Source organism: Xanthomonas axonopodis pv. maculifoliigardeniae (assembly GCF_041519315.1).
Taxonomy (GTDB): Bacteria; Pseudomonadota; Gammaproteobacteria; order Xanthomonadales; family Xanthomonadaceae; genus Xanthomonas; species Xanthomonas euvesicatoria.
On sequence record NZ_CP167998.1, the window covers coordinates 94512 to 113792 of the forward strand.

The window sequence follows — 19281 nt, forward strand, 5'->3', positions numbered from 1 at the left end:
TTTTAACAGCCAATTGCGCTGCAGGCCCAACAGGGTCCGGTTCGCTTGTGCGGCACTCACATCGCGCTGGGTACCATCGGCCAGGTCCCAACCATGATGAGCAGGCATGACGACGCTTCCGATACCGGTGATGGACGCTGCCGCGCAGCGCGATCTGGCCACGGCCCACGCATTGCTGGAAAACCCCGGCGTGGCAGCGCAACTGGCCAATGCGCTGGGCGCGCCGATCGAGAGCCTGATCACCAAACGGCTTCCCAAAGTAGTGACCCGCAGCATCGACGGCGTGACCCGTCGCGCACTTCAGGTGGCGATGAAATCGGCGTTGCTGAGCCTGCGCGGCAAGGCCGATGCGCAGCAACCGGCATCCACGACGCGGCATACGCTGGCGGTGGCGGTTTCCGGCGGTGCAGGCGGGTTTTTCGGCCTGCCGGGCTTGATGGTGGAGCTGCCGGTGACCACCACGGTGATGCTGCGCTCCATCGCCGATATCGCCCGTGCCGAAGGTGAATCGCTGCACGACCCCGACACCGCGCTGGCGTGCCTGGAAGTGCTGGCGCATGGCGGGCGCAGCGCCAGCGACGACGGCGCCGAATCCGGCTACTTCGCAGTACGTGCGGCGATGGCGCAGCAATTGAGTGCGGCGGCCAGCTACGTGGCCGCACACGGTTTTGCCAGCAAGGGCGCACCGGCGTTGGTCTCGCTGGTCTCGCGCATCGCGGCGAAATTTTCGGTCAACGTGGGCGAAAAACTCGCCGTGCAGGCAGTGCCGCTGGTCGGCGCAGTCAGCGGCGCCACGCTCAATACCGTGTTCATGCGCCACTTCCAGGCGATGGCGCGCGGACATTTCATCGTGCGTCGGCTGGAGCGTCGCTTCGGCGAAGATGCGGTGCGGCGCGCGTACGAGGCATTGCCGCCGCCGCGGTGATGCGTGCCGCTGCATGCGAAGGTCGCAGATGACTGCAAGGTCATCGTGCAGTAGGTGTCGCAGCCACGGGTGACGCTGGCCCAACGCAACGCAACGAAACGCGCTGCGGGCGAAGGGCCGCGGCATCCGGTTCACCGAACGGTTGCCGCCAAGCGATGCTTGGGCGCGATAATCGCCGCAACCACGACAGATGCCGATGATGCCCAAACCGTTTTCGCCAGCGTCCGCACGCAACCGCGACCCCATTCTCGAGGTACTGCGCACGCATTTCGCCGACCGGCAGCAGGTGCTGGAAATCGGTGCGGGCACCGGGCAACACGCAGTGCATTTCGCTGCGGCGATGCCATGGTTGCAGTGGCAGGCCAGCGATCACCTCGATCATCTTGCCGGCATGCGGCAATGGCTGGACGAGGCGGCGCTGCCGAACACGCCGCCACCGATTGCACTGCAGGCCGTGCCCACGCCCACGCCCGGGCTCGCACCGCCGCCCAGCCTGCCGGTGCTGCGTGGCGGCCAGCGCGGCTTCGATGCGATCTACAGCGCCAATACCTTGCACATCATGGGCTGGCTGCAGGTGCAGGCCTTGTTCGCCGGATTGCCCGCGGTGATGGCGCCCGATGTGGTGCTGGCGATCTACGGGCCGTTCAACCGCGATGGGCAATTCACCAGCGACAGCAATCGCGCCTTCGACACCATGCTGCGCGAGCGCGACCCTGCCTCGGGTATTCGCGATGCCGAAGCGGTGGATGCGTTGGCGGCATCGGTGGGGTTGCAGTTGATCGATGACGTGGCCTTGCCGGCGAACAATCATTGCCGGGTGTGGCGGCGCCTGACGGCGGCGAGTTAATCACCGGCACTGCTGGGCGGACTTGATGGGCATGTTGTTGGTTCGGCGCGAAGTCTCACCGTGTAGCGACAAGCCTGCGCATTTGCGTGTGGAATCCAACGCGTGCTGCGTCGCGAGGCGCAAATGACGCACCGGTGAGCCGTCTGCTGCGAATCGCACCGCGGGATTCAAGACCACGCGCGACTCTGTGCAGCGGGCCATTCCGCCCTTGGCAACGTCGATCTGCAACGCCGCCTTTCCTAGGTCGTTCAAGCGCTTGTTACGGCACCCGTTGCGAAGGTCGCTTTCGCTCAAACCACCACAACGCGGCGGCCGCGCCGAGCCAGACCAGCAGCCACGGCCAGCGCGCGCCGGGTTGGGTAGCAGGGTGTGCAACGGGTGCGGAGGCAGCGCCGGTCGCCAGGGCGATGGTGGCGAGGCGGCTTTGCTGTGCGTACAGGGCCGGCGCTTCATTGGGCGCGCGGACATGGAGCCAGCGTTGCGTGTTGCCGCTCTCCAGGCGATGCCAGCCGGGGGTTGCCGGCCAGTAGCCGGCGCAACGCGGCCCATTGCCGTTGCGTTCCGGCAGTAGTGGGTGGCGAGCCCGGTCAGGGTCGGTCACCAAGGCGTCGGCGTGCAGGTCGCACAGCGGCATGCGGTGTTGCGACCAGCCTTCTTGCACCGGGGTGGGCAGCGCGCCGCCTGGGCGGGCGACGGCGCCGGACAACTGCGCCCAGAGCGCGGCGTGCAGATCGCTGCGGCCGGCCAGCACCAGCGCGAAGCTGTCTTCCACCAGGCCGATGCCGATGCGCCCGCGGCCCTGGGCGCGCCACCAGCCCAGGGCGCTGCCATCGTCGGCGCGTGCGGTGACCAGGGCGTCGGTGGCTTGCGGTTGCAGGTCGCGACGTTGCAGCGGTGCCAGCGTCAGGGCGTCGCCGGGGCCGCCGGCAGGATTCGCGGGCGCGGCCGGCGGCGAGAGTCGCTGCGGTGCGGGCACCGGGCTGCTGGTGCTGCCGCCGCTGACGCCGAGGCCGAGCGCGGCCAGCGCAGCGCGGGTGTTGGCGTCCAGCGGCCCGTCGGTGCGCACCAAGACACCCAGGCCGCGCTGGATCGCGGCGCGTAAGGTCTGGCGCTGCGCAGCACCCAGTGCGACCAGGCGGCGCGGGTCGACGATCAGCAGGTCCAGCCGGTCCAGGCTGGCCGCATCCAGCGCGGCGCCCTCGCCGAGTTGCACGCCAGCGCCGACCGCGATCTGGCTACGCACGTCCAGCCCGGCATCGCTGGCCCAGCGGCGCAGGTATTTCAGCTCCGGCTGCGGCGCGCCGGCCAGGAGCAGCACGCGCATCGGCGCCATGGCAGCGATCAGCACCGGTACCTCCACGCGGCTGCGTTCTGCACCGGCGGCATCGCGTGCACGCACGGCGAACAGCACCTGGCCCGGCGCGCGCGCCAGGCCGCGCAGGCGCACGCGGCCGGCGCGGTCGGCCACGGCGCTGTCCACCACCTGCCCGGCCGGATCGAGCAGTTCCACGCGCGCGTCGGGAAGGCCCTGCACCTGCGCAGACACCGCAATGGTGTCGCCCGGGGCGACTGGCGGTGGGGGCGAGACCGCGACCACGCCGCGTGGGGCGGGGCTGAGCTTCAGCCGCAGCGGAATGTTCAGGCCCTCACGGTCGCGCGCGGGCAGGCCGCTGCCATGCACCACCAGCGCCGTGGTGCCGGGTGCGCGCCGCAGTGCGGTGGCCAGGTCCGGCACGCGCATCACGCCGGGTAATGCGGGCGCCTCGGGCAGGGCGACCCAGCGCGCGAGGTCGCCGGTGGAGATCTGCCCGGCGGCGGTGCCGGCGGTGGCGACATGCAGTTCCCCACCGGTACCGGCGCGCGGCGGGGGCAGCAGCACCGGATAGAGCAGTGCCGCGAGCAACGGTTGGGCGGCGAACAGCAGCCAGAGCCGGGTGCGCGCATACGGCTGCCGGTGGTGCGCCCGCAGCAGGCGCACGCAGCCGATGACGGCGATCAGCAGCAATGCCGCACCGACCAACCAGGGCAAGGAGGGTGTCATGGTTGGTGCTCCGGGCGCGATGCATCCTGAAAGCGCCCGCCGTACAGCCTTGTCGATGCGGTCCGCGCCCACGACGGCGGACAGCCTGCTGCCAGGTCTACAGACCACCTCGGTCCGATCGAGCGGTGCACCGGGAGCAGGCGGATCAGGGCGGGACTCACGGCTGCATCTCCTGCCGCAGCGCATCCAGGTAGCGCTGGCCGCGCGGGTCGGGCGCGGCGCGGCGATGCGGTGCTGCCGGCGGGGCGAGCAGGGTGCGCCAGACCTGGGCGCGCAGCTGGGTGCGGCAGCGGGCGCAATCGGGTTCGGCGCGCAGGGTTTCCACGGCGGCGGCCAGGCCCAGCGGGTCGTGCAGGCGGTCGTGCTGGGTCTGCAGCCACTGCGCGTAGCGGGCCAGGGTGGCGTCGGGCACTGGGGCTGCCTCGCCCAACGCGTCCCACAGCTGCAGCGCGGACGGGTCCGGGGCCGGGCGGGTGTCCAACCCGGCGGCACGGTCGCCCAGGCCGGCGCGATCGCCGCTCAGCCGCCGGCCGGGGTCGATCGGCGGCAACTGCGTGCCCACGCGCGCCAGGTAGATGCGTTCGGCTTGCTGCACCTGTTTGATGAAACCCAGCGCCTTGTTGGCGTACGGCAGCGCGCGCTCGGGGTGGCCCTGGCGCAGCTCGCCTTCGGATTGCCACATCTGGTCCAGCGCGGCGCGCAGCAGGGCGCGGGTTTGCGGGTCGAGCAGGGTGGCGGCTTCGGCGTGGTCGTGGGTATGGCCGAATTCGGCCAGCACGTTCTCTGCCTGGCCGAAGCTGCTGCGCTCGGGCCGGCCGTTGCTGCCGCCATGGTCGTGGTCGTCCAGTGCGGCGGCGCCGGGCTCGCTGGCGTGGGCGTCGTGAGCGTGATCGTGAGCGTCGTGGTCATGCGCGGCGTGCGTGTCCGAAGCAGCGGCCGGCGCGCTTGGCGCATCGGCGGTGGGCATGTCGGCGGTGGGTAAATCGTCGGCCGGGGCGTCGCTGGTGGGTGGCGCGTCGGCAGTCGGCGGACCTTGCGGCGCGCCTTCGCTCTCTTCGCCGAGGAATTGGCCATAGCGCAGCCGCAACAGGCGCTGGTCCACGCCGATGGCATCGGAGCGCTTGAGGAAGCTGGCCGCGTCCAGGCGCGGTTTCTCCTTCAGCAGTGCCTGCGCGTCGATGATGATCTGGCGCTGGCTGCGGAAGTAGGCCGGCAAGGTCTGCTTGACGCTGGCTTCCAGGCCGGCGGCCATGGTCTGTTCGGGCGGCGGCCAGCGCAGGATCACACTGGCGCTGCGGCCTTCCTGCGGGCCGGGCTGGCGGGTGTCGTGGACGATGAGCTGGGCAATCAGGTCGTCGCCCGCGGCCATGCCCAGCGCCTGCGGCTGCACGGTGGCGGCGAAGCCGCGTTGCCGGGCCGGGCCGCTGCCGGTGAGCGTGCGGCGCTGGGTGCTGAAGGTGATGTTCTCGCCGCTGCCCTGGGCCAGGGTCAGGCGCAGCTCGGCGCTGGCGGCCACGGCGTAGTCGTCGCTGGCTTCGAAACGTAGCGTCCAGCTGCGGTTGGCCGGGGACCACAGCACCAGGCTCTGTTCGGGGGCAAGCACACGCACCTGCGGTGGGCGGTCGGGCAGCACGTCCAGCCGATGCAGCTGGCGGTCGGCCGGCGCGCCGTCGATGAGGATGCGGTACAGGGTGGCGCGCTCGGCGACCCAATGGCCTTGCCACGTCTCGCTGCTGCCTTCTCGCGCCAGCGCGACGGTGCGGCCGTCGGTAAGCCGCAGGGCCACGCTGCGCGGCGCCGGGCTGACCTGCAGTTGCCAGTCCAGCCGGGTGCCGGCCGGCACCTTCGCATCCAGGCCGGGCAGGCGCGCGGCCGGCAGACCGGTGTAGGCCGGCGGGCTGCTGCGTAGCTGCGCCTGCCGCAGCGTGGGGGCGCCACTGCTGGCACGCGCGGCGGCAACGCGGTCGGTTGGCGGAGTGCGTTGGGTGGCCGGTTGCGGCCACAGCAGCAGCGCACCGCAGGCGAGCGCACCCAGCACGCTCCAGGGCCAGGCGCGGCGCCACGGCCAGGCCGGGCGCAGATCGCGCGAGGTGCTGCGCAGGCGCTGCTCCAGTCGTTGCCGTTGCAGGGTCTGCAGCGGACCGAGTTGAGCGATCGGCGCGAACAGTAAGTCGCTGCTGTCCTCCAGATCTGCATCGCGGTCCAGCCGGCGGATCAGCCAGGCCTGGTCAAGACGCCGCGCGGCCAGCAGCGCCACGCCGCCCAGTGCCAGCAGGCCCAGAAGCAGCAGCACCACGATGGCGACCTGCGCACCGGCGCGCCACGCCAGCGCCGCCGGCAGAGCTGCCCACGGCAGCCCGAACAACAGCACGCCTGCGGCCTGTCGCCGCCGTGCCGCCTGCCACGCCCGCTGCAGTGCCGGCGTGCTCATGCGGGAGTGGCCCGGCGCAGCGCGGTGGCCAGCCAGCGTTCGAGCGCGAACAGCAGCAGCACCAGGCCGATCAGCCACGGCGCCAGCGGTCGCGGGGTGGTCGTCAGGCGGGCGGCGGCACCGCGCTGCGGGTGCTGGGTCTGCGCCAGTGCGCGCTGCGGTGTGGGTGCTGGTTGCAGAGCGTCGTGCAAACGGGTGGGGAAGCCGGCATCCAGCAGTGCCGGCAGTTGCTGCGGTTGCAATGGTGCGGCCCAGCGCAGCACGCGTCCGCGGCCGAGCGCTGCGGCATCGAGCCATGGCGCGCCAGAGGCGGTCTGATGCACGGGCTGCAGCGTCGCGGCGAGGTTGGGCGGGAGAGGTGTCTGCGCATCCACCAGCAACTGCCCACCGGCTGCGACCCAGGCCATCACCGGCGCCGGCGGGGCACTGCGCGACAGCCACGCCACCACGGTGCCGGGACCCCAGCGCGAAGGCTGTGCGTTGGCCGGCGTGCTTATCGGCAAGCTGCCCGGCAGCGCCCAGGCGGCATGTACGGCGCGCAGATAGCGCAGGGCCGGCGTGGTGCTGTCGTCGGCAATCGCCTGCAGTCGTAGCGGCGCGGCAGCAACGGGCGCCGCAAGCGGCGACTGACCGGGCACGACCTGCCAGCGCACCTGATGCGACAACTGCAGCCGTTGCGCATCCAGCGGGCCCCACTGGGCCGGCACGATCACGCTGAGCGCCGCATCTGGCGGCAGGCTGGCATCGAGCTCGCGCAACAGGCTGGAGACCGGTTGCGTCGCGCCCGCAGGCGTGGCGAGAGTCTTGGGGGTCTTGGCATTGGCATCGGCATCGACCGGCGGGAAGCCCGGCGCCAGCCATACCCACCGCGCGTCCGCGACGTGGCGCAGCTGGCGTGCGGCGGCCACATCGACTCCCGGGCTGAGCGCAATGCGTGGGCGTGCATCGTCGTGATCGCGCACGGCCGGTTCGGCCAGCAGCAGCGCCACCGCAACCAGCAGCAACAAGCGCGCCAGCAGCAGCGGCCATTCGTCCAGACGCACGCGGTGGCGTGGGCGCGGCAGCGCACGCAACCAGCGCAACGCGGCGAAGTCGGTCGGCCGGTGTTCGCTGCGCCGGGCCAGATGGATCAGCAGCGGCAGCAGCAACGCGGCCAACGCGGCCAGTCCCGCAGGGAAAAGCAACAGCAGGTTCATCGCGGTACCCGCCTGGCGACATGCGCGCAGCCGACCTGCCAGCTCATCGCCGCGCGCCTTGCCCGAACAACTGGCGTAATGCCACCTCGGGCGCTGCGTCCAGATACTGCACTGCGTGCGCGATGCCGGCGGCCTGCCAGCGCGCCTGCTGCGCGCGCTGTGCCGCGCCGAAGCGTTGCAGATAATCGGCGCGCATCGCCGCGCCATCGCCCAGCAATTGTTCGCCGGTTTCCGGGTCGCGAAACCGGTGCCCGCCGCTGAAACTGAAATCGCGTTCGTCGCAGGTCAGCACCTGCAGTTGCATGACCTGGCGGCGTGCGGCGGCGAGTTTTTCCAGTGCAGCGTTGAGGTCTTCGTCGAAGCCATCGCCGATCGACAGCACCAGCGCATGTGTGGCGATGCGTTCCCACAACGGGCGCACGGCGGCCATGCCCGGCCAACGCCCACCGGCGCGCAGTCCATGCAGGGCCAGCCATAGCCGGTCGCGTTGCCGCGGCCCGGCGCCGGCCGGCACTGCCACCAACCCGCCGCCATGCACGGCGAACAGACCGACCTGATCGCCCTGCTGCAGCGCGATTTCTGCAGCGCAGGCGGCCAGGGTTGCCATCGCCTGCAGGCGCGTACTGCCGGGCCGCGCGTGATCGGCCTGGCCGGCAGAGGCGGTGGCATCGAGCAACAGCCACAGCGTCAGCGGGCTTTCGCGCTCGGCTTCGCGCACGAAGAAGCGGTCCGAGCGCGCGTAGAGTTTCCAGTCGATCTGGCGCAGCGCATCGCCCGGTTCGTAGGCGCGGTATTGCGCAAATTCCAGTCCAGCGCCGCGGCTACGGCTGGCATGTTGGCCGATGCCGTGCGCACCCTGTGCGTGACGCGCACGCAGCTGCAGGCCACGCAGGCGGCTGCGTACGTCGCTGGGAATCAATGCCGGCACGTCCACACTCACGCCGCGCGACGCCTCAGGTAGGGAATGGCACGGCGCGCAGCAATGCGGCGACCACGTCGTCGGCTGTGCGTTGTTCGGCCTCGGCCGCGAACGAGAGCAACAGGCGGTGGCGCATCACCGGCGCCGCAAGCGCCACCACGTCTTCGCGGGTGGCTGCAAAGCGTCCATGCAGCAGTGCGCGCGCCTTGGACGCCAGCACCAGCGACTGCCCGGCGCGCGGGCCGGCGCCCCATTTGATCCACTGACGCACCTCGTCGCTGGCCTGCGGGCCAGGACGGCTGGCACGCACCAGACGGTTGATCCAGGTCAGCAACTCCGCGCCCACATGCACCTGCCGCACATGCTGTTGCAGCGCCTGCACGCTGGCCGCGTCCATCACCTTGGGTACCTGCGCGATTGCGCTGCCGGTGGTCTGGCTAAGGATGTCGCGCTCTTCCTGCTCGCTGGGATAATCCACCCGCACATGCAGCAGGAAGCGATCCAGCTGCGCCTCGGGCAACGGGTAGGTGCCGGCCTGTTCGATCGGGTTTTGCGTGGCCAGCACGAAGAACGGCGCCGGCAGCGCATAGGTGGTGCCGGCATAACTCACCGTGCGTTCGCTCATCGCTTCCAGTAATGCGGCCTGGGTCTTGGGCGGGGTGCGATTGAGTTCGTCGGCCAGCAGCAGATTGGTAAAGATCGGCCCTTGCTGAAAGCGAAAATGCCGATGCCCGGTGCCGTGGTCTTCTTCCAGCAACTCGGTCCCCAGGATGTCGCTAGGCATCAGGTCGGGGGTGAATTGCACGCGGCGAAACTGCAGTTCCAGCGCCTGCCCCAGCGAGCGCACCAGCAGCGTCTTGCCCAGGCCCGGCGCGCCTTCCAGCAGGCAATGGCCGCCGGCGAGCAGGCCGATCAGCAATTGCTCCACCACCGCGTCCTGGCCCACCACGGCCCGGGCCAGGGCGGCGCGCAACGTGCCCAGCTGGGAGAGCTGCGCGGTGAGGATGTCGTCGTTGGGGGAGGTCATGCGCGAATTCTCGTTGGATGGTTGCTGATGCGCGGCGCGCTTGCGCACGAGGCCTCAGCGGTGATTCTTGATTGCGCAAGCCTGGTTCGACATGGCGAGCACCCTGCGGCGATCAATTGGTCAATGCATACATCACGATGTTGACGCCGAACTTGGTGTTGTCTTCGGCCAGAAAACGCTTGTTGCGCCAGTCGTAATCCCATTCGCAACCGTAATCCTTGTTGCTGTAGAGCACCCCGAGCCGGCCATCGATGCTGATGCCTTTGAGATAATCGTGCACCAGGTCGTCGCCCCAGCCATTGAGTTCGAAACCGGTGGCCGGCGGGCCGTCGGGGAAGGTGAAGAAGGCGCTGTAGAGTCGATGGTTCTTTGGCAGTTTCTGCAACGCCGTCTTGCCGAAGATCGAGGTCATCTGCGCTTCGAACGAGGTGGCGAACAAACCGTCGATATCGTGGTTGCAATCGTCCACGAACACGAAGCCGCCGTTACGCACATAGCGCTCGAAGTTGCGCCGCTCGGCCGGGTTGAACTCCACCAGCTTGTGACCGGACAGATAGCAGAACGGCGCCTGCAACATGCGCGGGTCGGCCAGATCCAGCACATGTTCCTGCGGGTCCACCCGCAGCTGGGTGTAGTCGATCAGCGAGGTAATCAGATTGGACGGCATGCGCGCGTCCACATCCCAATCGCCGGAGTCGTAGCGCAACCGGGTGAACCAGAAATCGTAATTGCCGGCCGCCCGCACGCGCTGCGGCAGCGCCAACGCAGCGACGCTACCGAGCAACAGGCCGAGAAAGTGGCGGCGCGTCGCAGGCGCCGCCAAGTGACATAGACCGGAAACGGGAGGTGCAGGAAAAGTATCAGGATGCAGAGAGCCTGCTGTGCTCTCCCATTCTCGAATCCCGACTCCCGATTCCCGGCTCCTACTCACACCGCATCCGATAACGAAGTAAACGTAAAGTCCCGCAGCCGCATCGGCGGAATCATCATCACGAAGTTGGATTCATCGCCAGCCACGCGCACCGGCTTGCCCAGCTCGTCGATGTTGTTGAGCATGATCACCGGCGATTCGTTGAAGCGGAAATTCTTCACCGGGTATTTGATCTGGCCGTTCTCGATGTAGAACGTGCCGTCGCGGGTGAGCCCGGTCAGCAGCACGGTCTGCGGGTCGACCATGCGGATATACCAGGTGCGCGTGACCAGGATGCCCTTCTCGGTACCACGCACCAGCTCGGCGATGTTCTTGTCGCCGCCGGCCATCAGCAGGTTGCCCGGCTCGCCGACCGCACGCTTGCCGTTTTTCTGCGCCCAGAAGCGCGAATACTGCAGGTTGGCGATCTTGCCGTTCTCCACGATGGACATCTTCTCGCGCGGCAGGCCTTCCTCGTCCCACGGCATCACTGCCGCACGCGGGTCCCACGGGTCGGCGGTGATGTTCACGCGCGGGTCGTAGACCTGTTCGCCGAGCTTGTTGCCGCCACCTTTCTTGGACAGGAAGCTGCGCCCCTCATCGGCCATGCGCGCGTCGAAGAAATTCATCATGAACGAGATCAGTCCTGCGGCCGCCGCCGGCTCCAGGATCACCGTGTATTTGCCCGGCTCCAGCGCCTTGGCTTCGGCCGAATCGCTGGCCTTGCGCATCGCGATGCGGATGTCCTGCTCGGCCTTGAAGTCGGCTGCATCCTTCAGATTGCGGCCCACCCAGCCCGAGCCGCGACCATCTTCGGTGCGCACGGTGCAGGTGTAGTCGAAGCGCGCACCGCGCTGATAGCCGAAGTTGCCCTTGCTGTTGGCGAATGCGGTAAAGCTCTGGCCGTCTTCGAGGAAGCCTGCGGCGATCAGCCCCTTGCCCTTGCATGGGGCGATCGAGTCGGCCGCCACCTGCGCGCGGAACGCCGGATCAACCGCTGCCGTGGATTCGCTGAAGGTCGGGCTGGGCCTGTAGGTCTGCTTGTCGACCGCCGGCATGAATTCCGGGTTTTCCGGCGCCAGCCGTGCGAGGTCTTCGGCACGGCGCACCACGCGCTCCAGCGAGGCGTCGTCGAACGCGTTGATGGTGGCAACGCCCACGCGCTTGCCGAACGCCACCTGCACCTGCAGGTCGGTGTTGTCGACGATGCCGCTGGTGGACACGTTGTTGAGCGCAAAACGGATATTGCCGTCGATCGAGCCGGTGAGCGTGGCGGTGCACTCGTCGGCCTTGGACAGCTTGATGACCTTGTCCAGGATGGCCTTGGCCTGCGCTTCGGTAAGGATGCTCATGTGGGTTTCTCCTGTCAGCCGAGCGAGCGGGCGGTGCTGATGACGTTGATGCCATCGAAGCGGGCGGTGGACGAACCGTGCGAGACCGCCGAGACCTGGCTCGGCTGGCCCTTGCCGTCGAAGAACGAGCCGCCCAGCCGGTAGTCGCGTTGATCGGCCACGGCGCTGCAGGCATTCCAGAACTCCGGGGTGCGGATCTGGTAGGCCACGTCCTCGAGCATGCGGGTGATGGCGCCGTTCTTGATTTCGTAGAACAGCTGGCCACCGAACTGCGCGTTGTAACGCTGCTGGTCGATGGAGAACGAGCCGTCGCCGATGATGTAGATGCCGTTTTCCACGTTCTTGATCAGATCGCTCACGCTCAGCGGCGTCTTGCCGGCGGCCAGCGACACATTGGCCATGCGCTGGAACTGCACGCTCGACCACGAGTCTGCATAGCAGCAGCCATCGGAGGCGGTCTTGCCCAGGATATGCGCCTGATCGCGGATGGCCTGGTAGTCCACCAGCTTGCCGTCGCGGATCAGGTCCCACTGCTTGGTCTTGACGCCTTCATCGTCGTAGCCCACCGCACCGAGGCTACCGGGTTGGGTCTTGTCGGCGAGGATATGCACCTTGTCGCTGCCGTACTGGAAACCGGCCTTGAGCTTGTCCAGCGTGGCGAAACTGGTGCCTGCGTAGTTGGCTTCGTAGCCAAGCACGCGGTCCAGCTCCAGCGGGTGGCCCACCGACTCGTGGATGGTGAGCCAGGTGTGCGAGGGATCCAGCACCAGGTCGTACTTGCCCGGTTTGACCGACGGCGCCTTGAGCTTTTCCTGCGCCTGCTTGGCTGCCGCAATCGCATCTTCCTTCATGTCGTAGGACAGGCCGTAATTGACCACGCCGTTGGGCGAGACGAACTTGCCGGAGGCGGCGCCATCGAGATATTCATAGCCCAGCCCCATCGGCGCGGACAACCCATCGCGGGTGCGGAACTTGCCGCTGGCCTTGTCGATGGCCGTCACGCTCATCGGCGCCCAGATGCGGTGCACGTCCTGGTCGATGTAGGAGCCGTCGGTGCTGGCGAAATACTTCTGCTCATTGACCACGAACAGCATCGAGTTGACGAAATTGGCCCCGGCGGCCGTGGCGGCGGCATTGACGCCGAGCAGCAGGTCCACCTTGTCCTTGATCGGCACTTCCATGGCGTTTTTCTTGATCGGCGTCTTCCAGCTCACCTCGCCCACGCCCGGCGTCGGCGCCAGTTGCACAGGCGTGCCCTGCACCTTGGCATTGGCCTTGGCGATCGCCGCCGCCTGCGCGGCGGCCTTGGCCACGCCCTGCTCGGTGAGCTCGTTGGTGGCGGCAAAGCCCCACGCGCCGCCCACGATGACGCGGATGCCGGCGCCGATGGACTCGGTGTTGACCACGTTCTGCACCTTGTCTTCGCGGGTGATCACGAACTGGCGCAGGTAGCGGCCGATGCGCACATCGCAATAGCTCGCTCCGGCCTGGCGCGCCGCGTTCAAGCCGGCATCGGCCAGACGCTTCTTGCGGCCCACATCGAAGGGCGTGAGCAACTGCTCGGCGGCAATGGCCTTGCCGAAGTAGGCAGGCACGATCAGCCCGCCCATGGTCAGCCCGGTGAGGGCCAGGAAATCACGTCGCTGCACGGGCAACTCCCCAATAGTCCCGCGCGGCGCGCAGGTGGTGTGGTGACACGCACATGGCTCTGCGCGCGGTATCGGCCGATTCTTGCCGGGCGATGAATGCTGCGTCAAATGACTTTCGGCAGGGGTGCGTGTGCAAACGTTGTGCGCAGGCCGATGGCGTGGCACAACCGGCGTGCATCGAGTGGATGGCGAGCGCGGCTGGCGGTGTGCGATGACTATCGCTGTACGTTGGATGCGCAGATCCATTCCTTAAATCAGGTGCAGAGCGCATGCTCTGCGCGCTCACTGCAGGGTCCTTGCCCGCCCACCATCGCAGCACACGCTGCAAGTACGTCCCTGTAAGCTCCGTGGCGGCATCCATGCCGCCAAGGGTCCCGCGACGGTGAGCAGGCAAGGACCAGTCAAGTTGGTCGGTGTGCAAAGTTTTCAGCAAGCAAACAGCAATGGTCTCGCGCGGTGCTCTCTGTTCTTCAACAAGCAACCAGCGGACTTTCTGGTGCAGTGTCCTCGCCGATTGCGGGACCGTTGGCGGCATGGATGCCGCCATCGAGCCCCCATGGACGGGTTCACGGCGTGTCCCGCGAGCGGTGAGGGCACCGCGCGCTCGACTGACCAAGCTTGAAGATAGTTAAGCGACCGCAACAAACACAATCTCAGTGCCTAAATGTGCTGAGCCAACGCAGACAACTCAATCACCACGCAGTCGATCCACCAACCCTCAACCCAACGAACGCGCGGTATTGATCACGTTGATGCCATCGAAGCGCGCGGTGGACGCGCCATGCGACACCGCCGAGACCTGGCTCGGCTGGCCCTTGCCATCGAAGAACGAGCCACCCAGGCGGAAGTCGCGCTGGTCGCACACGGCGCTACAGGCATTCCAGAATTCCGGCGTGCGGATCTGGTAGGCGCCGTCTTCCACCAAGCGGGTGACCTGGCCGTTTTCGATCTCGTAGAACAGCTGCCCGCCGAACTGCGCGTTGTAGCGCTGCTGGTCGATCGAATACGAACCGCGCCCATGGATGTACAAGCCGTGCTCCACGTTCCTGATCATGTCGGCAACCGCCAACGGCGTCCTGCCTGGCGCCAACGACACATTGGGCATGCGCTGGAATTGCACGTTCGACCACGAATCGGCGTAGCTACAGCCATCGGACGCAGTCTTGCCGAGCAGGTGCGCCTGATCGCGCGTGCATTGGTAGTCGACCAGGATGCCGTCCTTCACCAGCTCCCATTGTTTGGTCTTGACGCCCTCATCGTCGTACCCCACCGCACCCAGGCTGCCCGGCTGGGTCTTGTCGGCGACGAAGGTCACCGCATCGCTGCCCCAGCGGTAACCTGCATCGCGCTTGTCCAGGGTGGCGAAACTGGTGCCGGCGTAGTTGGCCTCGTAACCCAGCACGCGATCGAGCTCCAGCGGGTGCCCGACCGACTCATGGATGGTGAGGAACAGATTGCTCGGGTCGATCACCAGATCGTACTTGCCTGCCTTCACCGACGGCGCGGTGAGTTTGGCGCGCGCCTGCCTGGCCGCGGCGATCGCATCTTCGCGCGCATCGTAGCTGTGCCCGTAACCGATCAGCCCGCCTGGCAGCTGGTGCTTCTGGCCGGCATCGCCATCCAGGTATTCGTAGCCCATGCCCATGGGCGAGGACAGCCCATCGCGGGTGCGGAACTTGCCGCTGGCCTTGTCCACTGCAGTGACGGTGAAGGGCAGCCACAACCGGTGCACGTCCTGATCGATGTAGGAGCCATCGCTGCTGGCGAAATATTTTTGCTCATTGATCGCAAACATGCGCGAGGTCACGAAGGTGGCCCCGGCATTGAGCGCAGCTGCATTGACGTCCATCAGCAGTGCCACCTTGTCCTGCAGCGGCACTTCCATGGCGTTCTTCCTGATCGGCGTCTTCCAGCTGACCTGTCCGGCCGGCGTCACCGGCGCCAGCTGCACCGGCGTGCCGCCCAAGCGCGCATTCGCCTTGGCAATGGCCACCGCCTGCCGCGTGGCGGTGGCCACGCCATCGCTGGTCAACGTATTGGTGGCCGCAAACCCCCAGGCGCCATCGGCCAGCACGCGCACGCCCACCCCGATGGATTCGGCATTGACCACGTTTTCCACCTGCGCCTCGCGGGTGATCACGAATTGACGCAGATAGCGCCCCACGCGTACGTCGCAATAGCTGGCACCGGCCGCCTTGGCGGTGGTGAGCGCGGCATCTGAAAGGCGCCGGTTGCGTGCTGCATCCACTGGGGCAAGCAGCTGCTCGGCGGCGATTAGCCGCGTGTTGGGGAGTAGCAGCCCGGCGGCGCCGATGCCGGACAGGGTGAGGAAGGTACGACGGTCCACGTGCGGTCTCTCCAATCGATGCGTGCAGCGCGAGAGGCGCACACCGGCATCCGAGCGTTACCGCGTACACCGATTTGGTCAAGTGCTAGCGGTGTTCGATCCAAACAGTTCCCTGCAATGCAAACCGAACGTGGCCCGCATAAGCGAACGCGAGCAAGCGTGAATCGTGCGCATGGCGGTGGGCCGCGACGACGCAACCTTGACTCGGCTGCGGATGTACCAGCGCTCCAGCGGGGCGTGCGCTGTCTATCGTACGCAGGGAAATTCGACGACACCCTCGAATCACTGCACTGCACTGCATCTGGGCGCAGGCGCACTACCGGACAGTGTCGGACAGTGTCGGACGGGATGTTGAAGCCGGCACTTCAGCGCAGTCTCAGGGCGTCCCGCTACGGCGGAGCTTTCGGTCCAGTACATAGCCGAGTACGCCGCCCAATGTGATCGGTAGCAACGCGTAAATCGGAATGAAGATCAGCGCCAATGCCGACTGTGCATCGGCGCGTAAATCGAGGGTTGCATGCGCCCAGGCGAGCACACCAAAGCCAAGCAGGCACGGCACCAACAATGCAATCGGACGCCGGTACAAAAAGCTGATGCACAGCAGCGCACCCCAGGCGATCGCATTGAATCCACCCAACAACAGCCAACCACCGAGGCCGACATCCGTGTACTGGCGCAACCACCCCAGTCCGAATGGCAGGCGTGCCGCATACGGCAGCACCACGCCGGCGATCACGAGCAGGAAGCGGGCACTCGCTAAAGTCATTGCAGTCTTCCCTATCTGTCGTTCAAGAGGAAACGCTAGCGCATGCGCGTGAACCGGAGAGGGTCCTACCTTATGAAATCGGTGGGTCGTTCCAGCTGGAATATCGATTCGCCCAAGTCGTCCAGCTTCTTGGCAACGATGGCCTGCGCATCGCAGATACCCCGATTGTAGAAATAGGCTCCCACCTCTTCGGTGAAGAAATCCAGCAGAAACTCCGCATCGAAGCGTCCTATCTGCTGCTTCAGTTCCTCGGTGAAATACAGCTGGATCTTGCGCGTGATGCCGCCCACTCGCCTTCGCTGAATTTGATCTCGGTCATGGATGCTCTGGTTGGCTCAACCACGGTATCGGGGCGATTTGCGTTGCCACACCGGCAACTTGGGGCGATTGCCGGCGGTTGAACCCAATCACTTGCTGGTCGGCATCGAGATGAAGGGTCAGATGGCAACCGGCCAGCGGGAAGGCCGCCCTGCCCGAATGTAGTCAAGGTATTCGGACTCGGCAATCCCGAGGTTAGTCCAGCGAGTAGGGTCCGCCGCCAGGAATGTGCTGGCATACTTCACGGCAGCGGCAGCGTCCGCAAAGATGGCGGCAGGGGCACAAGGCCCGTCTGGCTCGAAATATGCGAAGTCATGCAGATCCGAATAGTCTTCGCTGCCAATGTCCTCGACGTCATACATCCATACCTCGATGCAATCGTTTGCCGGCCGTAGCTCGACATGGCGAACGTATGCTGCATCGACTGGGCTTTTTCCGAGAAATTGCTCGACCGACGTGCTGCGCCCTAATGTGGCTGGAATATCGATCGGCAAAAGATGTCGCATACGGGCTCCCTGCCTTCAAATTGCCGTTGCTCCTCAAGTAAATCGAGCCGCGCCGCGCCGCGATGCGGCGTCGGCTCGATTGTGCTTACTTGGACTGACTTGCCGCGCGCTTGAAATAGGCCGTGCGCATCATCGGGTTGCCGTCCTTGAAATACGCTTCGATTTCGGTCATGACCTTGCCGTCGGCACTGACCGTATAGGTGCGGGTGGAGGCCGGGACGCCTTGATACATCAACTGCATCACCAACACGCCGGGCTCGGGCATTTTGACCGCGGCACGGTCCACCAGGTAGGTGCCCGACGCCTGACCCGGTGTGCCGTCCAGCAGTAGCGTGGATTGCGCCTGCAACTTCGTGTCGTCGTGTTCGACGATTTCGGCAGTGGTTGCCCATTTGTTACCCGGAACCTGCTTGAACTGCAGGACGACACGTTTGGGGCGTACAGCTTCCGGCATCGGCAGGCTGCTGGTGTCCAGCAGCCAGGTTCCGACCAGTGGCGATGGCGTGGTTGATGCGGAGAAGGCGGGGGTGGCCTGCAACAGGACGGCAGCCACCAGTGCAACGCGTGCGGTCTTCATGAGAACTCCCTGATCCAGACGTGATCCTTGCGGTCAGTCGGCCGACTGGTGCAAGGCAGTGCGATTGGAATCGACTTCGCGTAGACCGTCCCACTCCGGCTCCGGCCCGAGGGCGATACTCACTGCTGCCACACGTGGAGTCAAATGACGACCCATGAAGACATGTCGCGCCGGCGGCCCTCGTTTGCCATCGTCTAATGAGCGCTGCAATCAGCGGGCGCCATGAACCAAGACACCCGCACTAGGCGGGTGTCTTGTGGAATCCAGTTTGCGTGCCTTGCAAGCTGCACCCGCTGCCTTACGCCTTATCGGCATCCAGGTGATATCGCGTCGCTTCGGCCACTTCGTTCTTCGAGCCCAGGAACACCGGTACGCGCTGGTGCAGTTGTGTCGGCTGGATGTCCAGAATGCGTTCGCGTCCGGTGGTGGCGGCGCCGCCGGCCTGTTCCACCAGCATGCTCATCGGGTTGGCTTCGTACATCAGGCGCAGCTTGCCCGGCTTGCCCGGATCCTTCTTGTCCCAGGGGTAGATGAAGATGCCGCCGCGGGTGAGGATGCGGTGCACGTCGGCCACCATGCTGGCGATCCAGCGCATGTTGAAATCCTTGCCGCGTGCGCCGTCCTTGCCGGCCAGCAGGTCGCCCACGTAGGCCTGCATCGCCGGTTCCCAGTGGCGCTGGTTGGACATGTTGATGGCGTATTCGGCGGTGTCTTCGGGCACGCGCATGTTGGCCTGGGTCAGCAGGAAGCTGCCTTCTTCGCGCTCCAGGGTGAAGGCGTGGGTACCGTGGCCCAGCGTGAGCACCAGCATGGTGCTGGGGCCGTAGATACAGTAGCCGGCGGCGACCTGTTGGGTGCCCGGCTGCAGGAAGTGCTCATCGCCCGGCTTTTCGGTGCCCTTGGGTGCGCGCAGCACCGAGAAGATGGTGCCGACCGAGACATTGACGTCGATGTTGGAACTGCCGTCCAAAGGATCGAACAACAGCAGGAAATCGCCGCTGGGGTATTGGTCGGGCACCGGCTGGCTGTGGTCCATTTCTTCGGACGCGCACGCGGCCAGATGGCCGCCCCAGGCGTTGGCTTCGAGCAGGATGTCGTTGCTGAGCACATCGAGCTTTTTCTGTGCTTCGCCCTGTACGTTGCCGGTGCCGGCATCGCCGAGCACGCCGCCCAGGGCGCCCTTGCTCACGGCGATGGAAATGCGCTTGCAGGCGCGCGAGACGATGGTGATCAGCTGGCGCAATTCCGCATCGATACGGCCGGCGTGTTGCTCTTCGATCAGGAAGCGGGTCAGCGAGGGACGCGACATGGGAACGGGCAGCCTGTGTAGGAAGTGGGCCGCCATTGTCGCCATTGCCGCGTTAGATTTCGATCACTTGATGCGCGGTTTGCATCGCCGGTGATCGAATATGTGCGGATGGCGTGTGATAAGCGGGGGGTTGTCCCGCGCCATCGCATCCAGCACGCCGT

16 protein-coding genes are annotated in these 19281 nt (G+C 66.6%); 2 read left to right on the plus strand and 14 right to left on the minus strand.

The genetic code is table 11. From position 1 onward, the window contains the following. Nucleotides 1–130: 130 nt before the first annotated feature. The gene (locus ACDH77_RS00405; protein ID WP_017157982.1) at nucleotides 131–925 is read left to right on the plus strand and encodes an EcsC family protein; all 795 of its coding nucleotides are present in this window, start codon (nucleotides 131–133) and stop codon (nucleotides 923–925) included. 190 nt (nucleotides 926–1115) lie between these two features. Then, nucleotides 1116–1772: a DUF938 domain-containing protein gene (locus ACDH77_RS00410; protein ID WP_122272045.1), complete on the plus strand. Its 657-nt coding sequence runs from the start codon at nucleotides 1116–1118 to the stop codon at nucleotides 1770–1772. Between the two features lie 259 nt (nucleotides 1773–2031). Here the strand turns inward: ACDH77_RS00410 and ACDH77_RS00415 are convergent, their stop codons facing one another. From ACDH77_RS00415 to ACDH77_RS00480, 14 genes are all read right to left on the minus strand, one after another. Then, entirely contained in the window at nucleotides 2032–3813 is a 1782-nt protein-coding gene (locus tag ACDH77_RS00415) for a carboxypeptidase-like regulatory domain-containing protein (RefSeq protein WP_218488953.1), read from the minus strand. 157 nt (nucleotides 3814–3970) lie between these two features. Further along, the gene (locus ACDH77_RS00420; RefSeq protein ID WP_031420519.1) at nucleotides 3971–6244 is read right to left on the minus strand and encodes a hypothetical protein; all 2274 of its coding nucleotides are present in this window, start codon (nucleotides 6242–6244) and stop codon (nucleotides 3971–3973) included. Continuing rightward, complete coding sequence (locus ACDH77_RS00425; RefSeq protein WP_372353660.1) at nucleotides 6241–7440, minus strand: BatA domain-containing protein; 1200 nt, start codon at nucleotides 7438–7440, stop codon at nucleotides 6241–6243. The genes ACDH77_RS00420 and ACDH77_RS00425 overlap by 4 nt, the downstream gene beginning before the upstream one ends. Before the next feature lie 43 nt (nucleotides 7441–7483). Then, nucleotides 7484–8380: a DUF58 domain-containing protein gene (locus ACDH77_RS00430; RefSeq protein ID WP_031420521.1), complete on the minus strand. Its 897-nt coding sequence runs from the start codon at nucleotides 8378–8380 to the stop codon at nucleotides 7484–7486. Between the two features lie 13 nt (nucleotides 8381–8393). Further along, a complete protein-coding gene (locus ACDH77_RS00435) occupies nucleotides 8394–9386 on the minus strand; it encodes an AAA family ATPase (RefSeq protein ID WP_029818155.1) in 993 nt (330 codons plus the stop codon). A 112-nt stretch (nucleotides 9387–9498) separates the two neighbouring features. After that, nucleotides 9499–10317 (minus strand): DUF4159 domain-containing protein, encoded by an 819-nt coding sequence (locus tag ACDH77_RS00440; RefSeq protein WP_042841180.1) that lies wholly within the window; start codon nucleotides 10315–10317, stop codon nucleotides 9499–9501. Next, on the minus strand, nucleotides 10314–11648 hold the full coding sequence (locus tag ACDH77_RS00445) for a TldD/PmbA family protein (protein ID WP_008573991.1): 1335 nt from the start codon (nucleotides 11646–11648) through the stop codon (nucleotides 10314–10316). The genes ACDH77_RS00440 and ACDH77_RS00445 overlap by 4 nt, the downstream gene beginning before the upstream one ends. Nucleotides 11649–11662: 14 nt before the next feature. Further along, nucleotides 11663–13297 (minus strand): TldD/PmbA family protein, encoded by a 1635-nt coding sequence (locus ACDH77_RS00450; RefSeq protein WP_031420524.1) that lies wholly within the window; start codon nucleotides 13295–13297, stop codon nucleotides 11663–11665. A 718-nt stretch (nucleotides 13298–14015) separates the two neighbouring features. Further along, nucleotides 14016–15644: a TldD/PmbA family protein gene (locus ACDH77_RS00455; protein WP_372353661.1), complete on the minus strand. Its 1629-nt coding sequence runs from the start codon at nucleotides 15642–15644 to the stop codon at nucleotides 14016–14018. 376 nt (nucleotides 15645–16020) lie between these two features. Further along, the gene (locus tag ACDH77_RS00460; protein ID WP_011345843.1) at nucleotides 16021–16410 is read right to left on the minus strand and encodes a hypothetical protein; all 390 of its coding nucleotides are present in this window, start codon (nucleotides 16408–16410) and stop codon (nucleotides 16021–16023) included. 65 nt (nucleotides 16411–16475) lie between these two features. Further along, the gene (locus ACDH77_RS00465; protein WP_011345844.1) at nucleotides 16476–16700 is read right to left on the minus strand and encodes a DUF2164 domain-containing protein; all 225 of its coding nucleotides are present in this window, start codon (nucleotides 16698–16700) and stop codon (nucleotides 16476–16478) included. Nucleotides 16701–16847: 147 nt separating this feature from the next. After that, on the minus strand, nucleotides 16848–17234 hold the full coding sequence (locus tag ACDH77_RS00470) for a hypothetical protein (RefSeq protein WP_372164839.1): 387 nt from the start codon (nucleotides 17232–17234) through the stop codon (nucleotides 16848–16850). An 85-nt stretch (nucleotides 17235–17319) separates the two neighbouring features. Further along, nucleotides 17320–17787, minus strand: a complete 468-nt coding sequence (locus tag ACDH77_RS00475; RefSeq protein WP_029818163.1) for a hypothetical protein — start codon at nucleotides 17785–17787, stop codon at nucleotides 17320–17322. A gap of 322 nt (nucleotides 17788–18109) precedes the next feature. Beyond that, nucleotides 18110–19120 (minus strand): class 1 fructose-bisphosphatase, encoded by a 1011-nt coding sequence (locus ACDH77_RS00480; protein WP_008573980.1) that lies wholly within the window; start codon nucleotides 19118–19120, stop codon nucleotides 18110–18112. Between the last annotated feature and the right edge of the window lie 161 nt (nucleotides 19121–19281).